The 18,748-nt window shown below is 72.5% G+C and carries 15 protein-coding genes; 10 read left to right on the top strand and 5 right to left on the bottom strand.

From position 1 onward, the window contains the following. Nucleotides 1-13 precede the first annotated feature (13 nt). From pcaC to ACIGDI_RS17875, 3 genes are read left to right on the top strand one after another with little or no spacing between them, the layout of a single operon-like run. Complete coding sequence (gene pcaC, locus ACIGDI_RS17885; RefSeq protein ID WP_399897227.1) at nt 14-1,324, top strand: 4-carboxymuconolactone decarboxylase; 1,311 nt, start codon at nt 14-16, stop codon at nt 1,322-1,324. Between the two features lie 49 nt (nt 1,325-1,373). Continuing rightward, on the top strand, nt 1,374-2,009 hold the full coding sequence (locus tag ACIGDI_RS17880) for an MBL fold metallo-hydrolase (protein WP_351567376.1): 636 nt from the start codon (nt 1,374-1,376) through the stop codon (nt 2,007-2,009). A gap of 53 nt (nt 2,010-2,062) precedes the next feature. Then, a complete protein-coding gene (locus ACIGDI_RS17875; RefSeq protein WP_399897224.1) occupies nt 2,063-2,842 on the top strand; it encodes an exodeoxyribonuclease III in 780 nt (259 codons plus the stop codon). A 4-nt stretch (nt 2,843-2,846) separates the two neighbouring features. Here ACIGDI_RS17875 and ACIGDI_RS17870 read toward each other — a convergent pair whose 3' ends face one another. Beyond that, complete coding sequence (locus ACIGDI_RS17870; protein WP_399897221.1) at nt 2,847-4,613, bottom strand: SGNH/GDSL hydrolase family protein; 1,767 nt, start codon at nt 4,611-4,613, stop codon at nt 2,847-2,849. 166 nt (nt 4,614-4,779) lie between these two features. Between ACIGDI_RS17870 and ACIGDI_RS17865 the strand changes: the two genes are divergently transcribed. Further along, nucleotides 4,780-5,187, top strand: a complete 408-nt coding sequence (locus ACIGDI_RS17865; RefSeq protein WP_200702925.1) for a DUF6278 family protein — start codon at nt 4,780-4,782, stop codon at nt 5,185-5,187. A 102-nt stretch (nt 5,188-5,289) separates the two neighbouring features. Then, nucleotides 5,290-5,637, top strand: a complete 348-nt coding sequence (locus ACIGDI_RS17860; protein WP_399897218.1) for a hypothetical protein — start codon at nt 5,290-5,292, stop codon at nt 5,635-5,637. 48 nt (nt 5,638-5,685) lie between these two features. Here the strand turns inward: ACIGDI_RS17860 and ACIGDI_RS17855 are convergent, their stop codons facing one another. Beyond that, nucleotides 5,686-7,254, bottom strand: a complete 1,569-nt coding sequence (locus tag ACIGDI_RS17855) for a CocE/NonD family hydrolase (RefSeq protein WP_399897215.1) — start codon at nt 7,252-7,254, stop codon at nt 5,686-5,688. A gap of 115 nt (nt 7,255-7,369) precedes the next feature. After that, a complete protein-coding gene (locus ACIGDI_RS17850) occupies nt 7,370-8,134 on the bottom strand; it encodes a hypothetical protein (RefSeq protein ID WP_399897212.1) in 765 nt (254 codons plus the stop codon). A 116-nt stretch (nt 8,135-8,250) separates the two neighbouring features. Between ACIGDI_RS17850 and ggt the strand changes: the two genes are divergently transcribed. Next, nucleotides 8,251-10,053: a gamma-glutamyltransferase gene (gene ggt / locus ACIGDI_RS17845; protein ID WP_399897209.1), complete on the top strand. Its 1,803-nt coding sequence runs from the start codon at nt 8,251-8,253 to the stop codon at nt 10,051-10,053. A gap of 45 nt (nt 10,054-10,098) precedes the next feature. On the opposite strand, the gene ACIGDI_RS17840 is transcribed toward ggt, so the two are convergent. Together ACIGDI_RS17840 and map are read right to left on the bottom strand one after the other, a co-directional pair. Beyond that, a complete protein-coding gene (locus ACIGDI_RS17840) occupies nt 10,099-12,627 on the bottom strand; it encodes an ATP-dependent Clp protease ATP-binding subunit (protein ID WP_399897206.1) in 2,529 nt (842 codons plus the stop codon). Between the two features lie 711 nt (nt 12,628-13,338). Next, nucleotides 13,339-14,106: a type I methionyl aminopeptidase gene (map, locus tag ACIGDI_RS17835; protein ID WP_399897204.1), complete on the bottom strand. Its 768-nt coding sequence runs from the start codon at nt 14,104-14,106 to the stop codon at nt 13,339-13,341. Nucleotides 14,107-14,163: 57 nt separating this feature from the next. On the opposite strand from map, the gene ACIGDI_RS17830 reads away from it, so the two are divergent. The 4 genes from ACIGDI_RS17830 (at nt 14,164) to ACIGDI_RS17815 (ending at nt 18,745) form a co-directional block, all read left to right on the top strand. Then, nucleotides 14,164-14,415: a helix-turn-helix domain-containing protein gene (locus ACIGDI_RS17830; protein WP_399897201.1), complete on the top strand. Its 252-nt coding sequence runs from the start codon at nt 14,164-14,166 to the stop codon at nt 14,413-14,415. 125 nt (nt 14,416-14,540) lie between these two features. After that, entirely contained in the window at nt 14,541-16,388 is a 1,848-nt protein-coding gene (locus ACIGDI_RS17825; protein WP_399897199.1) for a hypothetical protein, read from the top strand. 237 nt (nt 16,389-16,625) lie between these two features. After that, nucleotides 16,626-17,468 carry a nitrilase-related carbon-nitrogen hydrolase gene (locus ACIGDI_RS17820; RefSeq protein WP_200705468.1) on the top strand — a complete coding sequence of 281 codons (843 nt, stop codon included), beginning with the start codon at nt 16,626-16,628 and terminating at the stop codon, nt 17,466-17,468. Beyond that, nucleotides 17,465-18,745 carry an aspartate aminotransferase family protein gene (locus ACIGDI_RS17815; protein ID WP_399897197.1) on the top strand — a complete coding sequence of 427 codons (1,281 nt, stop codon included), beginning with the start codon at nt 17,465-17,467 and terminating at the stop codon, nt 18,743-18,745. Before ACIGDI_RS17820 ends, ACIGDI_RS17815 begins: the two co-directional genes overlap by 4 nt. The last annotated feature ends 3 nt before the right edge of the window (nt 18,746-18,748 follow it).

The following is an 18,748-nucleotide window of genomic DNA, read 5'->3' as shown; positions in this document are numbered from 1 at the left end:
GAGCGTGAGTCGGGTGAGTGAGAGTTCGTCCAACACCCTGCAATACCGCTTCGACGGGCCGGAAGACGCCCCTGTCCTGATCCTCGGCCCCTCCCTGGGCACCACCTGGCACATGTGGGACCGCCAGGTGCCGGAGCTGATCAGGCAGTGGCGGGTCTTCCGCTTCGACCTGCCGGGACACGGCGGCGCACCCGCCTACCCGGCCGGGTCGGTCACCGAGCTCACCCAGCGGCTGCTGGCCACCCTCGACCGGCTCGGCGTGCAGCGCTTCGGCTACGCGGGCTGCGCGCTCGGCGCGGGCCTCGGTCTGGAGCTCGCCCTGCGCCACCCGGAGCGGCTCGCCTCGCTCGCGGTGATCGCCGCCTCGCCGCGCTTCGGCACGGCGGACGAGTTCCGCCAGCGCGGGGTGATCGTACGCACCAACGGGCTCGACCCCATCGCCCGTACGTCCCCCGACCGCTGGTTCACCACCGGGTTCGCGGCGACCCAGCCCGCGATCACCGACTGGGCCGTGCAGATGGTGCGCACCACGGACCCCGGCTGCTACATCGCCGCCTGCGAGGCGCTGGCCTCGTTCGACGTGCGGGCCGAACTCGGCCGCGTCGGGGTGCCGACCCTCGTCCTCGTCGGCTCCGACGACCGGGTCACCGGGCCCGCCGAGGCCCGCACCCTGGTCGCGGGCATCCCGGACGCCCGCCTCGCCGTCGTGCCCGGCGCCTCCCACCTGGTGCCGGTCGAGCAGCCCGCCGCCGTCACCGACCTGCTGGTCCGGCACTTCTCCACCGCCTGGCAGCCCGGCTACGTCGAGTCCTCCACCGGCCAGATCGCGATCCCGGCGGCTCCCGTCAAGACCGCCATCGCGGCCCAGCCGCAGCCCCGGCAGCCCGCGCCCATCGCCGAGATCGCACCGCCCGCCCCCGTCCCCCCGCAGGGGACCGGACACACCGACCTGTACGACACCGGCATCAAGGTCCGCCGCGAGGTGCTCGGCGACGCGCACGTCGACCGGACGCTGGCCGAGACCGACGCGTTCTCCGGGGACTTCCAGGAACTCCTCACCAGATACGCGTGGGGCGAGATATGGAACCGGCCCGGCCTCGACCGGCGCTCGCGCAGCTGTGTCACCCTCACCGCCCTCGTCGCCGGCGGCCACCTCGACGACCTCGCCGCCCACACCCGGGCCGCCCTGCGCAACGGCCTCACCCCGGTCGAGATCAAGGAGGTGCTGCTGCAGGCGGCCGTCTACTGCGGCATACCGGCGGCGAACAGCGCCTTCAAGGTGGCGCAGCAGGTCATCCGGGAGGAGACCACGCCCGAGGAGTGACCCCCGGGCCGGGTGGGCCGGCGGGCGGGGACGACGGCAGGATGGACCCATGAAGCTCACCAAGAAGTCGCACTCGTGCGTGCGCCTCGAGAAGGACGGGCGCACGCTCGTCCTCGACCCCGGGGGATTCAGCGAGGAGGACGCCGCGCTCGGCGCGGACGCGATCCTCGTCACGCACGAGCACCCCGACCACTTCGACGAGGGGCGGCTGCGGGCGGCCATGGAGGCCGACCCGGCCACCGAGATCTGGACCCTGGCCTCCGTCGCCGGGCAGATCTCGGCCGCCTTCCCCGGCCGCGTGCACACCGTAGGCCACGGCGACACCTTCACCGCCGCCGGCTTCGACGTCCAGGTCCACGGCGAGCTGCACGCGGTGATCCACCCGGACATCCCGCGCATCACCAACGTCGGCTACCTGATCGACGGCGGCCGGGTCTTCCACCCCGGTGACGCCCTCACGGTCCCCGACCACCCCGTCGAGACGCTGATGCTCCCCGTGATGGCTCCCTGGAACAAGATCTCCGAGGTCATCGACTACGTCCGCGAGGTCCGCCCGCAGCGCGCCTACGACATCCACGACGCCCTGCTCACCGACCTCGCCCGCCCGATCTACGACCGGCAGATCGGGGCCCTGGGCGGCTCGGAGCACCTGCGGCTGACGCCGGGCGGCTCGGCGGAGGTCTGAGCCCGGACGGCGGACGGGAGGCGTTGTCAGTGCCGCCCGGTAGGTTGTGGGGCATGCGCATCGCGACCTGGAACGTGAACTCGATCACCGCCCGCCTGCCGCGGCTCCTGGCCTGGCTGGAGAGCAGCGGCACCGACGTGCTCTGCCTGCAGGAGGCCAAGCTGGCCGAGGAGCAGTTCCCGTTCGACCAGCTGCGCGAGCTGGGCTACGAGGCGGCGGTGCACGCGACCGGCAGGTGGAACGGCGTGGCGGTGCTCTCCCGGGTCGGCATCGAGGACGTGGTCAAGGGCTTGCCCGGCGACCCCGGTTACGACGGCTCCACCGAGCCCCGCGCCATCTCGGCGACCTGCGGCCAGGTCCGCGTCTGGTCGGTGTACGTGCCCAACGGCCGCGAGGTGGACCACCCGCACTACGCCTACAAGCTCCAGTGGTTCGAGGCCCTGAAGGCCGCCGTCGCCGGCGACGCGGCCGGCAGCCGCCCCTTCGCGGTCCTCGGCGACTACAACGTCGCGCCGACGGACGACGACGTCTACGACAGGGCCGCCTTCGAGGGCCTCACCCACGTCACCCCGGCCGAGCGCGCCGCCCTCGCCGCCCTGCGCGAGGCGGGCCTGTCGGACGTGGTCCCGCGCCCCCTGAAGTACGAGCACCCCTTCACGTACTGGGACTACCGCCAGCTCTGCTTCCCCAAGAACCGCGGCATGCGCATCGACCTGGTGTACGGCAACGAGCCGTTCGCGAAGGCGGTCAAGGACGCGTACGTGGACCGGGAGGAGCGCAAGGGCAAGGGCGCCTCGGACCACGCGCCGGTGGTCGTGGACCTGGACGTCTGACGCCTCACAGCAGCCCGAGGTCCACCGACCGCGCGAGCGCCGCCAGCCCCGCGTCCCCCGGGTGCAGATGATCCCCGCTGTCGTACACGGGCAGCATCCGCGCCGGGCGCGCGGGGTCGCGGACGACGGCGTCGAAGTCGAGGACGCCGTCGAACGCGTCCGTGGCCCGGATGAACTCGTTGACCGCGACCCGCTCGGCGTCCACGGCGGGGGTGCACCGGGCCTCCCCCTCGCACGGCACGACGGTCGCCACCAGCATCCGCAGCCCCCGCGCGTGCCCCCGGGCGGCGATCTCCCGCAGCCCGGCGATCACCTGCCGCGCCGTCGTGCCCCACCGCACGTCGTTGACGCCCTCGAAGACGATCGCCGTGCGCGCCGAGGTCTGGGCGAGGACGTCGCGGTCGAAGCGGTGCGGCGCGCTCACGCCGCCGGTCTCCGTGGACACGCCGTCCCCGGGATACCCGTCGGACACCACCCTGTTCCCGGAGATGCCCAGGTTGAGCACCCCGTAGCGGGGGACCCGGTCCTGCTCGCGCAGCCGGTCGGCCAGCACGTCGGGCCAGCGCCGGTTCGCGTCCCGCGTCGACATGGTGCCGTCGGTGATCGAGTCCCCGATCACCGCCACCGCCCCCGGCCCGCCGCCGACGTCCACACCGGTCAGCAGCGGCCAGCTGGTCAGCGTCGTGGTGAACGCCGCCGCGGAGCCCTCCGCCGTGTGGTCGCCGGGCGCGCTCAGGTACGACCGCTGCACCGCGACCCGGTGCACGGGCGCGGCCGTCACCATGTCCGGCAGGTGGAAGCTCACCAGCAGGTTGGTGTCCTCCGGCACCGCGAAGGACAGCGGGTCGGTGAACGCCTGTGCCCCCGCGGGGATCTCGGTCCCGGCCTCTCCCCGGAAGGACACCGGCACCGGCGCGTCCAGTGCCTCCGCCCCGGCCGCCTGCACGGCCACCGTCGCGCCGCCGATCCGCACCGGCGCGGCCGCGAACGTGTTGTCGAACCGCAGCCGCACCCGCGGGCCGCCCGCCGACGTGTGCACCACCAGCCGCAGCGTCCTGTCGTGCCACGGCCCCACGGCCGGATACCCGGACGTGGCCGCCGCCCAGCTCCCCGTCCAGCCCGTCCCGGACGCCCGGACCGCCAGCGCGAACACATGCAGGCCGGTCGCCCGCGGCAGCCGGACCGAGGCGACGGTGCGCCCCGCGATCAGCGGCACCGTCACGACGTACAGCCGGGCCCGCTCGGTGAGCCGGCCGCCGGGGGTGTTGACGTGGGGGAGTGCCACAGCCTTCGTCGCCAGCGGTCCGGTACGCCAGTCGGGAGCCGTCAGCACGTACGAGGAGCGGGTGCCGTTCGTGTACGACACCGAGCCCGCGCCGCCCGGCTCGCCCCCGCCGGTGCCCGTGACCAGGAAGGCGAGGGTGTCGCCGCGTCCGCGCACCCGCACGGACTGTCCGTCGGCCCGGACGTTGTCCGGCTCGCCCGGCTGCCGGTCCGGCCAGGTCAGCCGGGCGCCCTGCACGGTCAGCGCACGGCCCGGCGTCCATCCGGCGGCCGCCAGATCGCCCGCCGACAGGGAGGCGCCCAGGCCGTCCAGGTCCGCCGCGGCCGGCCGGGAGTCGTCGCTGACGGCCCTGTTGTCGAAGAGCCGCTCCAGCGGCAGCGGTTTCGCCGGGCGCCCCGCGGCGGCCTCGGCCTCGGCCGGGACGGCCGGCACCAGGGCGGCGAAGAGGACGATGGCGATCGTGAAGCAACGGACCCGTCGGCTCACGCTCCGACTCCTCCCGCTCACCGGTGGGACGAAAGACGCAGGGTGAAGCTAGGGAGGCGCGAGGGGTGCGTCAACGAGGCGTGCACGAACCCGGCGCGAAATCACCCCGAAGTGACCATCCGCGCGCCTGTGGTGCGCACGCGGGTGCGAGTGACACGCTGGACGTATGAAGATCCCTTTTCTGGGCCACCCGCACGAGGAGTACGGCGCCCTCGATCCCGAAGGCATCGCCGAACTCCTCGCCGAGTGTGAGCTGCTCCGGTCGCTGGCGTCCCGAGAGGGCGTACAACTCGACGACTCCGCCGGGTCGTTGGAGGCTCTCGACCAGGTCGTGCCGCGCTGGCGGGACGACGAGGAGGTGCTGCCCTGGCTCGGCAACGACGCGGGGCTGTACCTGGGCACGGTCATCGTGCGCACGGTCCCCGGCGCCGCCTGGGAGATCCGCTCCGACGGTCAGCCCGTCGTCCTGCTCGAATCCGGCCGGGAGTTCGACGTCGTGGAATCCGGCCAGGAATGGGCGGCCAGCGGCGCCCCCGAGCTCTCGCAGCTGTACGCCGAGGTCGCGGAGTCGTAAATACGGCTAATGCCCGAAAAGTGCGTGTCGCACATCAACTGGACGCCGGGCCTGGATAGTTTGCGGCAACCACGACACAGCTGAGAGTGAGTGTGGCTGCGTATGGCCGTCGATCCGTTGATCGAGCTGCGTGACGTCGACAAGAACTACGAGGAGGGGGAGGTGCTCGTGGTCCCGGCGCGGCTTCCCGGCGGCCGTCGGCGGCGCGTGGCCGTCGCCCGCGCCCTGGCCACGGAGCCGGAGGCGTCGCGGTGCGAGCGGCCGACCTCCGTTCCCGCCCCGGAGGCGATCTCCGTCAGCGACGAGCCGGGCCCCGCCCGCGCTGCCGCCGACCGCGCCGTGCTCATGATCGGCGGCCGCGCCGCCGCGGACCGCGCACCGGGCGGGCTCACCACCGGTCCGCGCGGCCGCCACGCCGAGGACTTCCCGTCGAAGATCCTCCAGCACTGAGCCGCACACGCACCGACAGAGCCGAACCCGCCCGGCGGCGGCCGGAGATCACTGCTCGCGCAGCGGAATCGACACGTACGACGGGTCGTTCGCCGGCGAGGAGAAGGTCAGCTGCGCGCCGGACGGGTTGTGCTCGATGTAGAGCGGGTCGACCGTGTCGACGACCAGGGCCAGCCGGTGCCCCGCCGGGACGTCGTAGGCCGTGGAGAACAGCTCCAGGTCGACGCCGAACGGCTCGCCGGGCGTGCGGTCGTGGAAGGTGTACGGCGCATTGCTGACCAGCTTGCCGAGGCCGAGCGGCCCCACGTCGTAGAGGTAGGCGACGAGGGTGCCGCTCTCCCTGGTCGGCGTGAGCGTGGTGTGCAGCTTCGCCGTGCCGCGCACCCGGCGGGCCGTGGCGTACTTCTCCGACTGCCATACGGCCGCCCAGCGGCGGGGGAGCAGGGGGATGGCGGCGATGGGGGGCACCTGGGCCACCTGGTCGAGGATGCTGGACAGGAAGACGATCCCGCCGTCCGCTCCGGAGTCGACGTTGGTGTGGATCGTGGTGGTGCCGTCCAGGGCGATCCTGCCGCGTGCCTCGCCCACCGACTGCCAGTCCGGGTATCCCTCGTAGCCACCCGTGGAACGGGGCTTGAGCTGGACCGGCTGCTCGCGGTCGATGCCGTTGTCCGTGCCCTTGAGGTAGTGGTCGAACCAGCGCTCGGTGTCCGTCCAGACGTCGTTGGGCAGTCCGAACAGGCCGGTCAGCTCGGCGGTCGCGTGGTCGCCGGGGCGGAGCTCCATTCTCTTGGGGACGGTCAGCTTCTCGTAGAAGTCGGCGTACTGGTTGACGGGGAAGACCGTGTCGCCCCAGGCGTTGGCCATCAGGACGGCGGCGCCGTTCTTGTTCAGCTGGTCCACATATGTGGCGGCAGAACGTTTCTTCCCCCAGTCGATGAGGTCCTGTTCCTTGGCGAGGTTGGAGGCGTAGAAGTCGTCGAAGACCTGCCGGACCTCGGGGTCCTGCCGGCCCGTGACCACGCTCACGCCGTCCAGCAGGGCCGCCGCCTGGACGTGCTGGGTGCGGCCGGAGTAGATCGAGCCGATGAGGTCCGCCCAGCCGCTCAGCGAGGCGACCGCCTTGATCCGCTTGTCGTGCGCGGCGGCGAGCAGGCTGATTCCGGCGCCGTAGGAGACCCCGCCCATGCCGATGTGGGCGGCGTCGGCCGGGGTGTTGGCGAGCGCCCAGTCGATGACCTTGGAGGCGTCGGCCGTGTCCTGCGGCCCGGCCACCTCTATCCGCCCGCCGGACTGCCAGAAGCCGCGCACGTTGTAACCGACCACGATGTAGCCGGAGTCGGCGAGTTTCTGCGCCTGGGCGAGGTATTCGACCTGGGGGAAGCCCCAGCTCGTGGGGAGCACGATCAGCGGGTAGCGGCGCGCGCCGTCGGCGGCCCCCGCGGGCATGGTGACGTTCGCCTTCAGAGTCACGCCGCCGTCACCGGTGATGTCGACGAAGCGGACGGCGTTCGTGGCCTGGGCGGCCGGGGCGAGCCCGAGGACGCCACCGGCGATCAACGACGCGGAGACGGCGCCCACGGCGGTCGTGCGCAGGGCCCTGCGATGGTGTCCCACGGGTCACTCCTCACTTGGTCAGAGCAAAGTGACCAGACGGTAACCGGACCCCTTTACCGGAAGTAACCCGTCGGTAAGTTACGTGCCAGTAACGATTGTTGGCGCGTGAATCAATTCAGGACGACCGGTGGGAGTTGCGTGGAGCCGGCGTCGTCGCCGCGGCGGGGGCCGGCGGGGAGGTCTGCGCCGCCCGTGTCACGTCGGCGACCAGCTCCACGACATCGGGGCCGTACGCCTGGGAGTTGACGACCTTGAGCAGGAGTACGAACGACTTGTTGCCGTACTTGCGCGCCAACTGCTCGTGATGGCGGGCCAGATAGCGTGTCGCGGCCTGGTTGGTGATCGCGCGCTGGCCGCAGAAGAGGAACACCGGGCGGGACTGTCCGGTGGTGATCCGGGCCAGCAGCACGTACTCGGTGATGCCGGGTTCCATCCGGTAGCGCTCGGTCCCGATCTGGAAGGCGCCCCGGTCCGGCCCCGGTTCGGGATCGATGTTGACGCGTACGCCCGGCAGCATGGCCGACATGTGGGCGAGCATCCGCCGGTTCGACCCCGGTCCGCCCACGCAGAACTCGGTCCGCTCGCCGAAGCCCTGCTGCGCCGCGTCCTGAGTGACGACCTGCGCGTTCGCCCCGCAGTCCTTGATGAGCGCGGACAGCTCCAGCAGGGCGAACACGTCGTACCGGTGCACCGCCAGGTCCGGGCTGCCCGCGTCCCGGTTCACCACCAGCAGCGTCTCGGAGTTGTCGGGCAGCCCGAAGAACGCCTGCTTGCGGCGGAGTCTGCGCTTCCACAGGTAGGTGCGGGCGAGCCAGCCGAGCGCGGCACTGATGCCCGCCGCGATCACTCCCAGCACGGTGTTGCGCACGTCGTCATTCATGGGCGCGCATGCTAGCGGGCCCGCGCAAACCCGTGTTCGAGGCGTGCCTCGCGCCTTCCTGACGTGGCCATGAGGATGGCATAGGCTGCCCGGACGGCCCTTCACTGGAGGTACGGATGCGTCGCCCTGTCGCGAGAAAACTGTCGGTCCTGGCGATCTCGGCCGCCGTGGTGTCGGTGGGGGCGGCGGCGCCACCCACGGACGCGACGAGGGGCACCCCCGCGAAAGTCCCGGTCGCCGTCGGCTACGGGGGAGCCGTCGCCAGCGTCGACGCGGACGCCTCCGCGGCCGGTATCGAGGTCCTGCGCAAGGGCGGCAACGCGGTCGACGCGGCCGTCGCCACCGCCGCCGCGCTCGGCGTCACCGAGCCCTACTCCTCCGGCATCGGAGGCGGCGGCTACTTCGTCTACTACGACGCCAAGTCCCGCACCGTGCACACCATCGACGGCCGCGAGACCGCGCCGCTGACCGCGGACTCCGACCTCTTCGTCGAGAACGGCAAGCCGCTCGCCTTCGCCGACGCCGTCAGCAGCGGCCTGAGCGTCGGCACCCCGGGCACCCCCGCCACCTGGCAGACGGCGCTGGACCGGTGGGGCAGCAGAAGACTCGGCACCGTGCTCAAGCCCGCCGAGCGGATCGCCCGCGACGGGTTCGTCGTCGACGACACCTTCCGCACGCAGACCGCCGCGAACGAGACCCGCTTCCGCTACTTCCCGGACACGGCGAAGCTGTTCCTGCCGGGCGGGCAGCTGCCGGTGGTCGGCTCCACCTTCAAGAACCCCGAACTCGCCCGGACCTACCGGGAGCTGGGCAGGAAGGGCGTCGGGGCGATCTACCACGGCGACCTCGGCCGGGACATCGTGAACACGGTCGAGAAGCCCCCGGTGGACCCGGCCTCGGGGTGGAACGCGCGACCGGGCAAGCTCACCGAGAAGGACCTCGCGGCCTACGGCGCCAAGCTCCAGGCGCCCACCGAGACGTCGTACCGCGGCCTGAAGGTGTACTCGATCGCGCCCTCCTCCTCCGGCGGCACCACGGTCGGCGAGGCCCTCAACATCCTGGAGAACACGGACCTTTCGAAGGCGAGCGAGGTCCAGTACCTGCACCACTACATCGAGGCGAGCCGGATCGCGTTCGCCGACCGCGGCCGCTGGGTCGGCGACCCCGCCTTCGAGGACGTACCGACGAAGGAACTGCTGTCGCAGAAGTACGCCGACTCGCGGGCGTGCCTCATCAAGGACGACGCGGTGCTCACCAGCCCGGTGGCGCCGGGCGACCCCCGGCATCCCGCGGCGTGCGGCTCGGGCGGCACGGCGGCTCCGACGACGTACGAGGGCGAGAACACCACCCATCTCACGGTCGCCGACAAGTGGGGCGACGTGGTGTCCTACACGCTGACCATCGAGCAGACCGGCGGCAGCGCGATCACCGTGCCCGGGCGCGGCTTCCTGCTCAACAACGAGCTGACGGACTTCTCCTTCGCCCCGGCCAACCCCGCCGTCCACGACCCGAACCTGCCCGGTCCCGGCAAGCGTCCGCGGTCGTCCATCTCCCCGACGATCGTCCTCGACCAGCACAACAGGCCCGTGGTGGCCGTGGGTTCACCCGGCGGGGCGACCATCATCACCACCGTCCTGCAGGTGCTGACCGAATTCCTCGACCGACACCTGCCGCTGGTCGACGCGATCGCCGCGCCGCGGGCCAGCCAGCGCAACGCCGCCAAGACCGAACTCGAACCCGGCCTCTACAACAGCGACTTGAGGACTCGGCTGGAGGCCATCGGGCACTCCTTCTCGCTGAACCCCGAGATCGGGGCGGCCACCGGCGTGCAACGGCTGCCGGGCGGCAAGTGGCTGGCCGCCGCCGAGACCGTGCGACGGGGCGGGGGGTCGGCCCAGGTGGTGGACCCGGCCCGGTAGACCGCGATCGCGGGCGCGGGGACCGGTCGCGCGGTCCCCGCGCTCTCAGGCCACCGGCGCGGGACGGAACTCCAGGGCACCGTCGGCCACGTCCACCGTCACCCGGCCGCCCTTCTTGACCGTGCCGTCGAGCAGCAGCCGGGAGAGCCGGTTGTCCACCTCGCGCTGGATCGTGCGGCGCAGCGGACGGGCGCCGTACTCCGGCTGGTAGCCGCGCTCCGCCAGCCAGTCCACCGCCGCGTCCGTGAAATCGACCGTGACGTCCTGGGCCTGCATCAGCCGACGGGTCCGCTCCAGCAACAGGTCGGTGATACGCCGCAGCTGATCGCCCGTCAGCTGGCGGAAGACGACGATCTCGTCGATGCGGTTGAGGAACTCGGGGCGGAAGTGCTCGTGCAGCGGGCGCAGGATCTGCTCGCGCCGGGCCGACTCGTCGGCGTCCGCGCCGGCCGCCCCGAAGCCGATGCCGGCGCCACGCCGGGTGATGGCCTCCGAGCCGAGGTTGCTGGTCATCACGATGACCGTGTTGGTGAAGTCGACCGTGCGGCCCTGGGAGTCGGTCAGGCGGCCGTCGTCGAGCACCTGCAGCAGGATGTTGAAGACGTCCGGGTGTGCCTTCTCCACCTCGTCCAGGAGGAGCAGCGAGTACGGGTGCCGGCGGACCACCTCGGTGAGCTGGCCGGCCTCCTCGTGGCCGACGTAACCGGGCGGGGCGCCGACCAGACGGCTGACGGTGTGGCGCTCCTGGTACTCGCTCATGTCGAGGCGGACCATGCGCTCCTCGCTGCCGAACAGGGCCTCGGCGAGCGCGCGGGCCAGTTCCGTCTTGCCCACGCCGGTCGGCCCGAGGAAGAGGAAGCTGCCGATCGGACGGTCCGGGCTGGCCAGTCCGGCGCGCGAGCGCATGACCGCCTCGGCGACCACGGCGACCGCCTCCTCCTGGCCGACGACCCGCTCGTGCAGATGCCCCTCCAGGCCGAGCAGCCTCTCCTTCTCCTCCTGGGTGAGGCTGGCGACCGGGATGCCCGTCTGCCGGGAGACCACCTCCGCGATCGCCTCGGCCGTCACCTCCAGTTGGCCCTCGTCGGCCTCGTCACTGCCCGAGGTGTCGGTGACCCGTTGCTTCAGCTCCGCGATACGGTCCCGCAGCTGGGTGGCCCGCTCGTACTGCTCGTCGGCGACCGCCTGGTCCTTGTCGCAGGTCAGCTGCTCGATCTCGCGCTCCAGGGTCCGTACGTCCGTGCCCTTCGTGCGGGCGCGCAGCCGGACCCGGGCGCCCGCCTGGTCGATCAGGTCGATGGCCTTGTCGGGCAGGCGGCGGTCGGTGAGGTAGCGGTCGGACAGCTCGACGGCGGCGACCAGGGCCTCGTCGGTGTAGCGGACCTGGTGGTGGGCCTCGTAGCGGTCGCGCAGGCCGCGCAGGATCTCGAGGGTGTCCGGGACCGAGGGCTCGGGCACCAGGATGGGCTGGAACCGGCGGGCCAGGGCCGCGTCCTTCTCGATGCGGCGGAACTCCTCCAGCGTCGTCGCCCCGACGATGTGCAGCTCACCCCGGGCCAGTGCCGGCTTGAGGATGTTGCCCGCGTCCATCGAACCGCCCTCGCCGCCACCGCCCGCACCGACGACGGTGTGCAACTCGTCGATGAACACGATCAGTTGGTCGGAGTGGGCGCGGATCTCGCCGACGATGTTGTTGAGCCGCTCCTCGAAGTCGCCCCGGTAACGGGTGCCCGCGACGACACCGGTCAGGTCCAGGGCGACCACCCGGCGGCCGATCAGCACGTCGGGGACGTCCCCGTCCGCGGTCCGCTGGGCGAGCCCCTCCACGATGGCGGTCTTGCCGACGCCCGCGTCCCCGATGAGCACCGGGTTGTTCTTGCCGCGCCGGGACAGCACCTCGATGGTCTGCTCGATCTCGTCGTCCCGGCCGATCACCGGGTCGATACGGCCCTGCCGGGCCAGGTCGGTCAGATCGCGGCCGTACTTGTCGAGGGTGGGCGTGCCCGTCGAGCGCGCCCGTTCGGGGCGGGGCTGGGCCGTCTCCGGCTGCTCGGGCGGCAGTCCGGACGGCGCGAAGCGGGCCGAGTTGAGGATGTGCCCCGCGGCCGAGTCGGGGTTGGCCGCGAGCGCGCTGAGGACGTGCTCGGGGCCGATGTAACCGGCGCCGCTCGCCCGCGCCAGGTCGTGCGCGTCCAGCAGGGCGCGCTTGACGGCCGGGGTCAGCGACAGCGAGGTGGGCGCCGGTGCCTCCTCGGGGGTGTGCTGGACGGGGCCGGAGCGTTCGTCGATCTCCGACGCCAGCGAATCGGGGTCCGCACCGGCCCGGCTGAGCAGGCTCCGGGTCGGCTCGGCACTCAGCGCGGCCCGCAGCAGATGCTGGGTGTCCAGGTCCCGGCTGCCGTGCTCGGCCGCGTACTGGGCGGCGCCGCGGACCAGTTCCCGGGCCGGCTGACTGAGCAGACGGCCTATGTCGATCTGCCGGGGACCCTGGCGGGGTCCGCCGAAGAAGCGGGCGAAGAATTCCTGGAAGGGGTCCGATCCGAAGTCGCCGGGACCGGGGTAGCCGCTGGTCATGAGCGTTCGTTCCGTTCCGGCGTCCCGGCGCCTGGCGGGACGCGCTCGCTGATCGACGTGCCGGTCCACGCGGGTGCCCCTGCAGGGCCCGGTTACACCACCTTGGCACGGCCCCCGGACGGGGGCACGTCCAGCGGGGCCGTGCAGGGCGCGGGCGGCGGTCCGACAGAGATCCGGCAGCGGTCCGACGGGCTGGGTGACCAGGCGGGACGAGCGGGCGGGATGGCCGGACGGGATGACCGGGCGGGACGAGCGGGCGGGAGGATCGGCGGCACGACCGGCGGGAGGACCGGCGGGGAGGATCGGCGGCACGACCGGCGGGGAGGACCGGCGGCACGACGGGCGGGGAGGGCCGGAGGGAGGATCGGCGGCACGACGGGCGGGGAGGGCCGGAGGGAGGATCGGCGGCACGACGGGCGGGGAGGGCCGGCGGCACGACCGGTGGGGAGGACCGGCGGCACGACCGGCGGGGAGGACCGGCGGCACGACCGGCGGGGAGGACCGGAGGGAGGATCGGCGGCACGACCGGCGGGGAGGACCGGCGGCACGACCGGCGGGGAGGACCGGAGGGAGGATCGGCGGCACGACGGGCGGGGAGGGCCGGCGGCACGACCGGTGGGGAGGACCGGCGGCATGGCCGCCGGGACGACGTCGGCGCGTGCGCTCGACGGGACCGCGTCGGCGCGCGCGGACGGTCGGGGCGCGCGGGACTCAGCGCTCGCTGAGGATCCGCGGCCCGTCGTCGGTGATCGCCACCGTGTGCTCCACGTGGGCCGCGCGGGAGCCGTCGTTCGTGCGCAGGGTCCAGCCGTCCGGGGCCTCGTGGTAGCCGTCCCTACCGCTCGCGATCAGCATGGGCTCGATCGCGAGGGCCATTCCGTGGCGCAGCGGGAAACCCCGGCCCGGACGGCCCTCGTTGGGCACCGAGGGGTCCTCGTGCATACGGCGGCCGATGCCGTGGCCCCCGAAACCCTGCGGGATGCCGTATCCGGCGTCCCGGCAGACCCTGCCGATCGCGTGCGCGATGTCGCCGGTGCGGTTGCCGACCACCGCCGCCTCGATGCCGGCCGCCAGCGCCCGCTCCGCCGTCTCGATCAGTCGTACGTCGGCCGGGCGGGGCTCGCCCACGACGAAACTGATCGCCGAGTCGCTCGCCCAGCCGTCCAGTTCGGCCCCGCAGTCGATGGAGACGAGGTCGCCGTCACGCAGCCGGTAGCCGGTCGGGATGCCGTGCACGATCGCGTCGTTCACCGAAGCGCAGATGACGGCGGGGAAGGGGATCGGCGCGAAGGAGGGGCGGTAGCCGAGGAAGGGGGAGGAGGCACCGGCCTCCCGCAGCACCCCGCGGGCCACCTCGTCCAGTTCCAACAGGGAAACGCCCACGTCCGCGGCCTGCCGCACGGCCGTCAGGGACCGGCCGAGCACCTGGCCCGCCGCGTACATCGCGTCGATAGATGTGTCTGTCTTGAGCTCCACCATGCCAATTACTATACCGGCTTACTCGACCGGCTTGAAATGCGGGATTAGAATGACGGTATGGTGCGCACCCCTCTCACCCCCGAAGAGCGCGAACGCGGCGAGCGTCTCGGGCGGTTGCTCCGCGAGGCCCGCGGCGGACGGAGCATGACGGACGTCGCCGCGGCGGCGGGGATCTCCGCGGAGACGCTCCGCAAGATCGAGACGGGACGGGCGCCGACCCCGGCGTTCTTCACCGTCGCCGCGCTCGCCCGGACGCTCGGCCTCTCGATGGACGACCTCGTGGAACAGTGCGCTCTGCTGGTCGTGTGACGCTCATCGGTCAAGATCCCGTAATGAGCTCTCCGCGCGCCCGTTGCAAACTGTCCGTAGCACCGCCGTAACACAACTGGTGTTGCCTACGGACCGGAGTGCTCCGGTCTGGCGGGAGTTGAGCGATGGCTGTGGATCAACTCCCGGGACGGGTGCGGGAGTTCGCGAACTACCTGAACGGCCTGCTGGCGCGCCTGGACCAGCGTGGTGGCTGGTGCGCGGTGTTCTGGCAGCGCGACCCCGACGGCATGCGGGCCTGTCTCGACGGGCGCGAGGTGCCGCCCTGGGACGTCATGGAGGCGCTGCTGCACGATCTCGCGGCGGCCTTCGGCCCCGGCGTCGCCGCCCCGGAACATGAGCGGGCCCGCGCGCTGCACGCCGCCGCGCTCACCGCGTACGACGCCCGGCCCGGCGGCCGGGACGCCCTGAGCGACCGGCTCGACGTGATGCTCCGCGAACAGCGCTACGCCGCCGAACGGCAGGCGGAGCTGAGCCGCCTCCTCGCGTCCGTCGCCACCCGTCAGGAGGCCGACGCCCTCCGCCTCGACCTCGCCTGGGCCCGCGACGACCACGACCGCGCCACCGCTCGGTGCGCCGAACTCCGCGCCCGGATGGCCGAGACGGACCGGCGCGCGGCGGGCGAACGGGTGTCGGCGGTCCGCCGCGGCCACCCGCCGGAGAGCGCCGGATACCGCGTCGACGCCACCCATCCGCGAGATGCCGCACCGTTCGGCGACGCCTGGGCGGGCCGAGGCAGCGGTGAGACGGCCGGTACTGGTATCGGTGAGGGTCGGCAGGCCGGACCGTACGGCCCTGATGCGCGTCGGCAGGCCGGACCGTACGGCCCTGATGCGCGTCGGCAGGCCGGGTCGTACCGCGCCGGTGCTCCGGCCGTACGGCCGAACTCCGCCCCTCGCGACGCCGTCGCCCCGGCCTCGCAGGCCCCGAACGCCCCGGATGCCGGCTCCCGGACCGTGTTCCGGGGACCCGACCTGCGCGAACCCTACGGCCCGGATGCCCCCGGACCTGCGAGCCCTGCTCCCGCGCCCGCTCCCATCCCTTTCGCCTCCGAAGCTTCCGTCTTCGACGCCCCGGCTTCCGGAGTCCCCGCCCCCGAAACTCACGGCTCCGATGCCTCCGCCCCCGAGTCCCGCGGCTCCGATGCCCCAGCAGCCGAGTCTCACGGCTTCGAAGCCCCCACCTCAGCACCCCTCACCCCCGCACCCCCCACCATCAAGCAACGCAAGCGTCGCCGAGGGAGTGCTCGGTTCGCCGGGATGGTGGAGGAGGCCGCTCCCGTCGTCGCGCCGCCGGTCGGCGCGCCCGACGCTGCCGCCGCCGGTCCTGCCGCCGCCGGGGGCCGCACCCCGCGCGGAGCCCGGTTCGCCGGGGCCGCCGAGGCTCCCGAGCCGCGGTCGGAGCCCGAGGCGGAGCCGCTGGACACGGCGGGGCCGCAGGAGGTGGCCGAGGCGGTCGGGAGGCTGGTGCGGCTGCGTGCCGAGGGACGCAGCGGTGACGCGCACGCCCTGCTCGTCGAGGTCGCCCAGTGGCCCGCCGCCCGGTTCCCGCTGCTCGCCGCGGAACTGCAGGGTGCGGGGCTCGGCTTCGACTGGACGACGCTGCTGTGGGAGGCCGCCTCGCTGCCCGCCGAACGGCTGGTCGCCGCGGCGGACGCGCTGGTCGCGGCGGGGCGCGCGGCCGACGGCGAGCAGATCCTGCGGCAGGGCGTCGTCCGGCCCGCCACGGAGATCGGGCAGGCCGTGCTGGGCCTCGCGGCCGAGGGGCGACGGCGCGAGGTGGGCGCGCTGCTCGACGCCTACGTCCGCGTCCGCACGCCGGAGGAGGCGGCCCGCAGCGCGGAACCCGATCCCGGCACCCTCGTACCCCTTCTGCTGGAGGCGGCGCACGGGGTGTCGGACGAGCGACACTGGGATCTGGTGCACGCCCTCCGGGTGGCCGGTTTCACCGCCTGACAACCGCCTGACAACCGTCGTACGACCGCCTGACAACCGCCGGAAGACCTCCTGCGACCCGCCCGACACCCCCCTACCACCGGCCCCTCCTATCACCCACAGGAGTGCGAAACATGATCGACTCAGCGGGTTGACGGCGATGGTCTTGGCAAGGCCCTCCCGGAGGCTTACGTTCATCCCTCTACGGCCGTGTCTACGGGCGTAGAGGCTCTGACGTCCCCGCCGAAGGAGCAGCTCATGGCCAACGTCGTACGTGCCGCTCTGGTCCAGGCCACCTGGACCGGCGACACCGAGTCCATGGTGGCGAAACACGAGGAGCACGCCCGCGAGGCGGCCCGACAGGGCGCGAAGGTCATCGGCTTCCAGGAAGTGTTCAACGCCCCTTACTTCTGCCAGGTCCAGGAACCCGAGCACTACCGCTGGGCCGAGCCCGTGCCCGACGGGCCGACCGTCCGTCGTATGCAGGATCTCGCCCGGGAGACGGGCATGGTGGTCGTCGTCCCGGTCTTCGAGGTCGAGCAGTCCGGCTTCTACTACAACACCGCCGCCGTGATCGACGCCGATGGCACCTTCCTCGGCAAGTACCGCAAACACCACATCCCGCAGGTCAAGGGCTTCTGGGAGAAGTACTACTTCAAGCCGGGCAACATCGGCTGGCCGGTCTTCGACACGGCGGTCGGCAGGGTCGGCGTCTACATCTGCTACGACCGCCACTTCCCCGAAGGCTGGCGCCAACTCGGCCTCAACGGCGCCCAGTTGGTCTACAACCCGTCGGCCACCCACCGCGGTCTGTCCTCCTACCTCTGGCGGCTGGAACAGCCCGCCGCGGCCGTCGCCAACGAGTACTTCATCGCCGCCATCAACCGCGTCGGCCAGGAGGAGTACGGCGACAACGACTTCTACGGCACGAGCTACTTCGTCGACCCGCGCGGCCAGTTCGTCGGCGACGTCGCCAGCGACACCAAGGAGGAACTCGTCGTCCGCGACCTGGACTTCGACCTGATCGAGGAAGTGCGCCAGCAGTGGGCGTTCTACCGCGATCGACGACCCGACGCCTACGAGGGGCTGGTGCAGCCGTGAGCGACCTCTACGCACGCCATCGATCCGTCCTGCCGGACTGGCTCGCCCTCTACTACGAGGACCCGATCGAGATCACCCACGGCGAGGGCCGCCACGTCTGGGACTCGGACGGCAACAAGTACCTCGACTTCTTCGGCGGCATCCTCACCACGATGACCGCGCACGCGCTGCCCGAGGTGACGAAGGCGGTGAGCGAGCAGGCGGGCCGCATCCTGCACTCGTCGACTCTCTACCTCAACCGCCAGATGGTGGAACTCGCCGAGCGTATCGCCCAGTTGAGCGGCATCCCGGACGCCCGCGTCTTCTTCACCACCTCCGGCACCGAGGCCAACGACACCGCGCTGCTGCTCGCCACCACCTACCGGCGCAGCAACACGATCCTGGCGATGCGCAACAGCTACCACGGCCGCTCCTTCAGCGCGGTCGGCATCACCGGCAACCGCGGCTGGTCACCGACCTCGCTGTCCCCGCTGCAGACGCTCTACGTCCACGGCGGCGTCCGCACCCGCGGCCCGTACGCCTCCCTGAGCGACGCCGACTTCATCGCGGCCTGCGTCGACGACCTCAAGGACCTGCTCGGCCACACCCGCCCGCCCGCGGCCCTGATCGCCGAACCCATCCAGGGCGTCGGCGGCTTCACCTCGGGCCCGGACGGCCTGTACGCGGCCTTCCGCGAGGTCCTCGCCGAGCGCGGCATCCTGTGGATCGCCGACGAGGTGCAGACCGGCTGGGGCCGCACCGGCGACCACTTCTGGGGCTGGCAGGCGCACGGCCGGAGCGGGCCGCCGGACATGCTCACCTTCGCCAAGGGCATCGGCAACGGCAGCTCCATCGGCGGTGTCGTCGCCCGCGCCGAGATCATGAACTGCCTGGACGCCAACAGCATCTCGACGTTCGGCGGCACCCAGATCACCATGGCGGCGGGCCTGGCCAACCTCAACTACCTGCTGGAGCACGACCTGCAGGGCAACGCCCGGCGGGTCGGCGGTCTGCTCATGGAACGGCTGCGGGGCGTCGCCGCGCAGGTTCCCCACGTACGCGAGGTGCGCGGGCGCGGTCTGATGCTCGGCGTCGAACTGGTGAAGCCGGGCACGGACCAGGCCGATCCGGACGCGGCGGCCGCCGTGCTGGAGGCGACCCGCGCGGGCGGGCTGCTGATCGGCAAGGGCGGCGGCCACAACACCAGCGCGCTGCGCATCGCCCCGCCGCTGTCCCTGACCGTCGCGGAGGCCGAGGAAGGCGCCGCGATCCTCGAATCCGCTCTGAGGAGCCTGTAGTAG

It is taken from the genome of Streptomyces sp. NPDC085900, from assembly GCF_044540925.1.
Taxonomy (GTDB): Bacteria; Actinomycetota; Actinomycetes; order Streptomycetales; family Streptomycetaceae; genus Streptomyces; species Streptomyces gilvifuscus.
This window is presented reverse-complemented; position numbering and strand designations above follow the sequence as displayed.

Bases quoted from the DNA above. Each gene is read 5' to 3' on its own strand.
- ACIGDI_RS17880 (WP_351567376.1), top strand. From the start codon at position 1,374: ATGAAGCTCACCAAGAAGTCGCACTCGTGCGTGCGCCTCGAGAAGGAC.
- ACIGDI_RS17875 (WP_399897224.1), top strand. From the start codon at position 2,063: ATGCGCATCGCGACCTGGAACGTGAACTCGATCACCGCCCGCCTGCCG.
- ACIGDI_RS17865 (WP_200702925.1), top strand. From the start codon at position 4,780: ATGAAGATCCCTTTTCTGGGCCACCCGCACGAGGAGTACGGCGCCCTC.
- ACIGDI_RS17860 (WP_399897218.1), top strand. From the start codon at position 5,290: ATGGCCGTCGATCCGTTGATCGAGCTGCGTGACGTCGACAAGAACTAC.
- ACIGDI_RS17850 (WP_399897212.1), bottom strand. From the start codon at position 8,134: ATGAATGACGACGTGCGCAACACCGTGCTGGGAGTGATCGCGGCGGGC.
- ggt (WP_399897209.1), top strand. From the start codon at position 8,251: ATGCGTCGCCCTGTCGCGAGAAAACTGTCGGTCCTGGCGATCTCGGCC.
- ACIGDI_RS17840 (WP_399897206.1), bottom strand. From the start codon at position 12,627: ATGACCAGCGGCTACCCCGGTCCCGGCGACTTCGGATCGGACCCCTTC.
- map (WP_399897204.1), bottom strand. From the start codon at position 14,106: ATGGTGGAGCTCAAGACAGACACATCTATCGACGCGATGTACGCGGCG.
- ACIGDI_RS17830 (WP_399897201.1), top strand. From the start codon at position 14,164: ATGGTGCGCACCCCTCTCACCCCCGAAGAGCGCGAACGCGGCGAGCGT.
- ACIGDI_RS17825 (WP_399897199.1), top strand. From the start codon at position 14,541: ATGGCTGTGGATCAACTCCCGGGACGGGTGCGGGAGTTCGCGAACTAC.
- ACIGDI_RS17820 (WP_200705468.1), top strand. From the start codon at position 16,626: ATGGCCAACGTCGTACGTGCCGCTCTGGTCCAGGCCACCTGGACCGGC.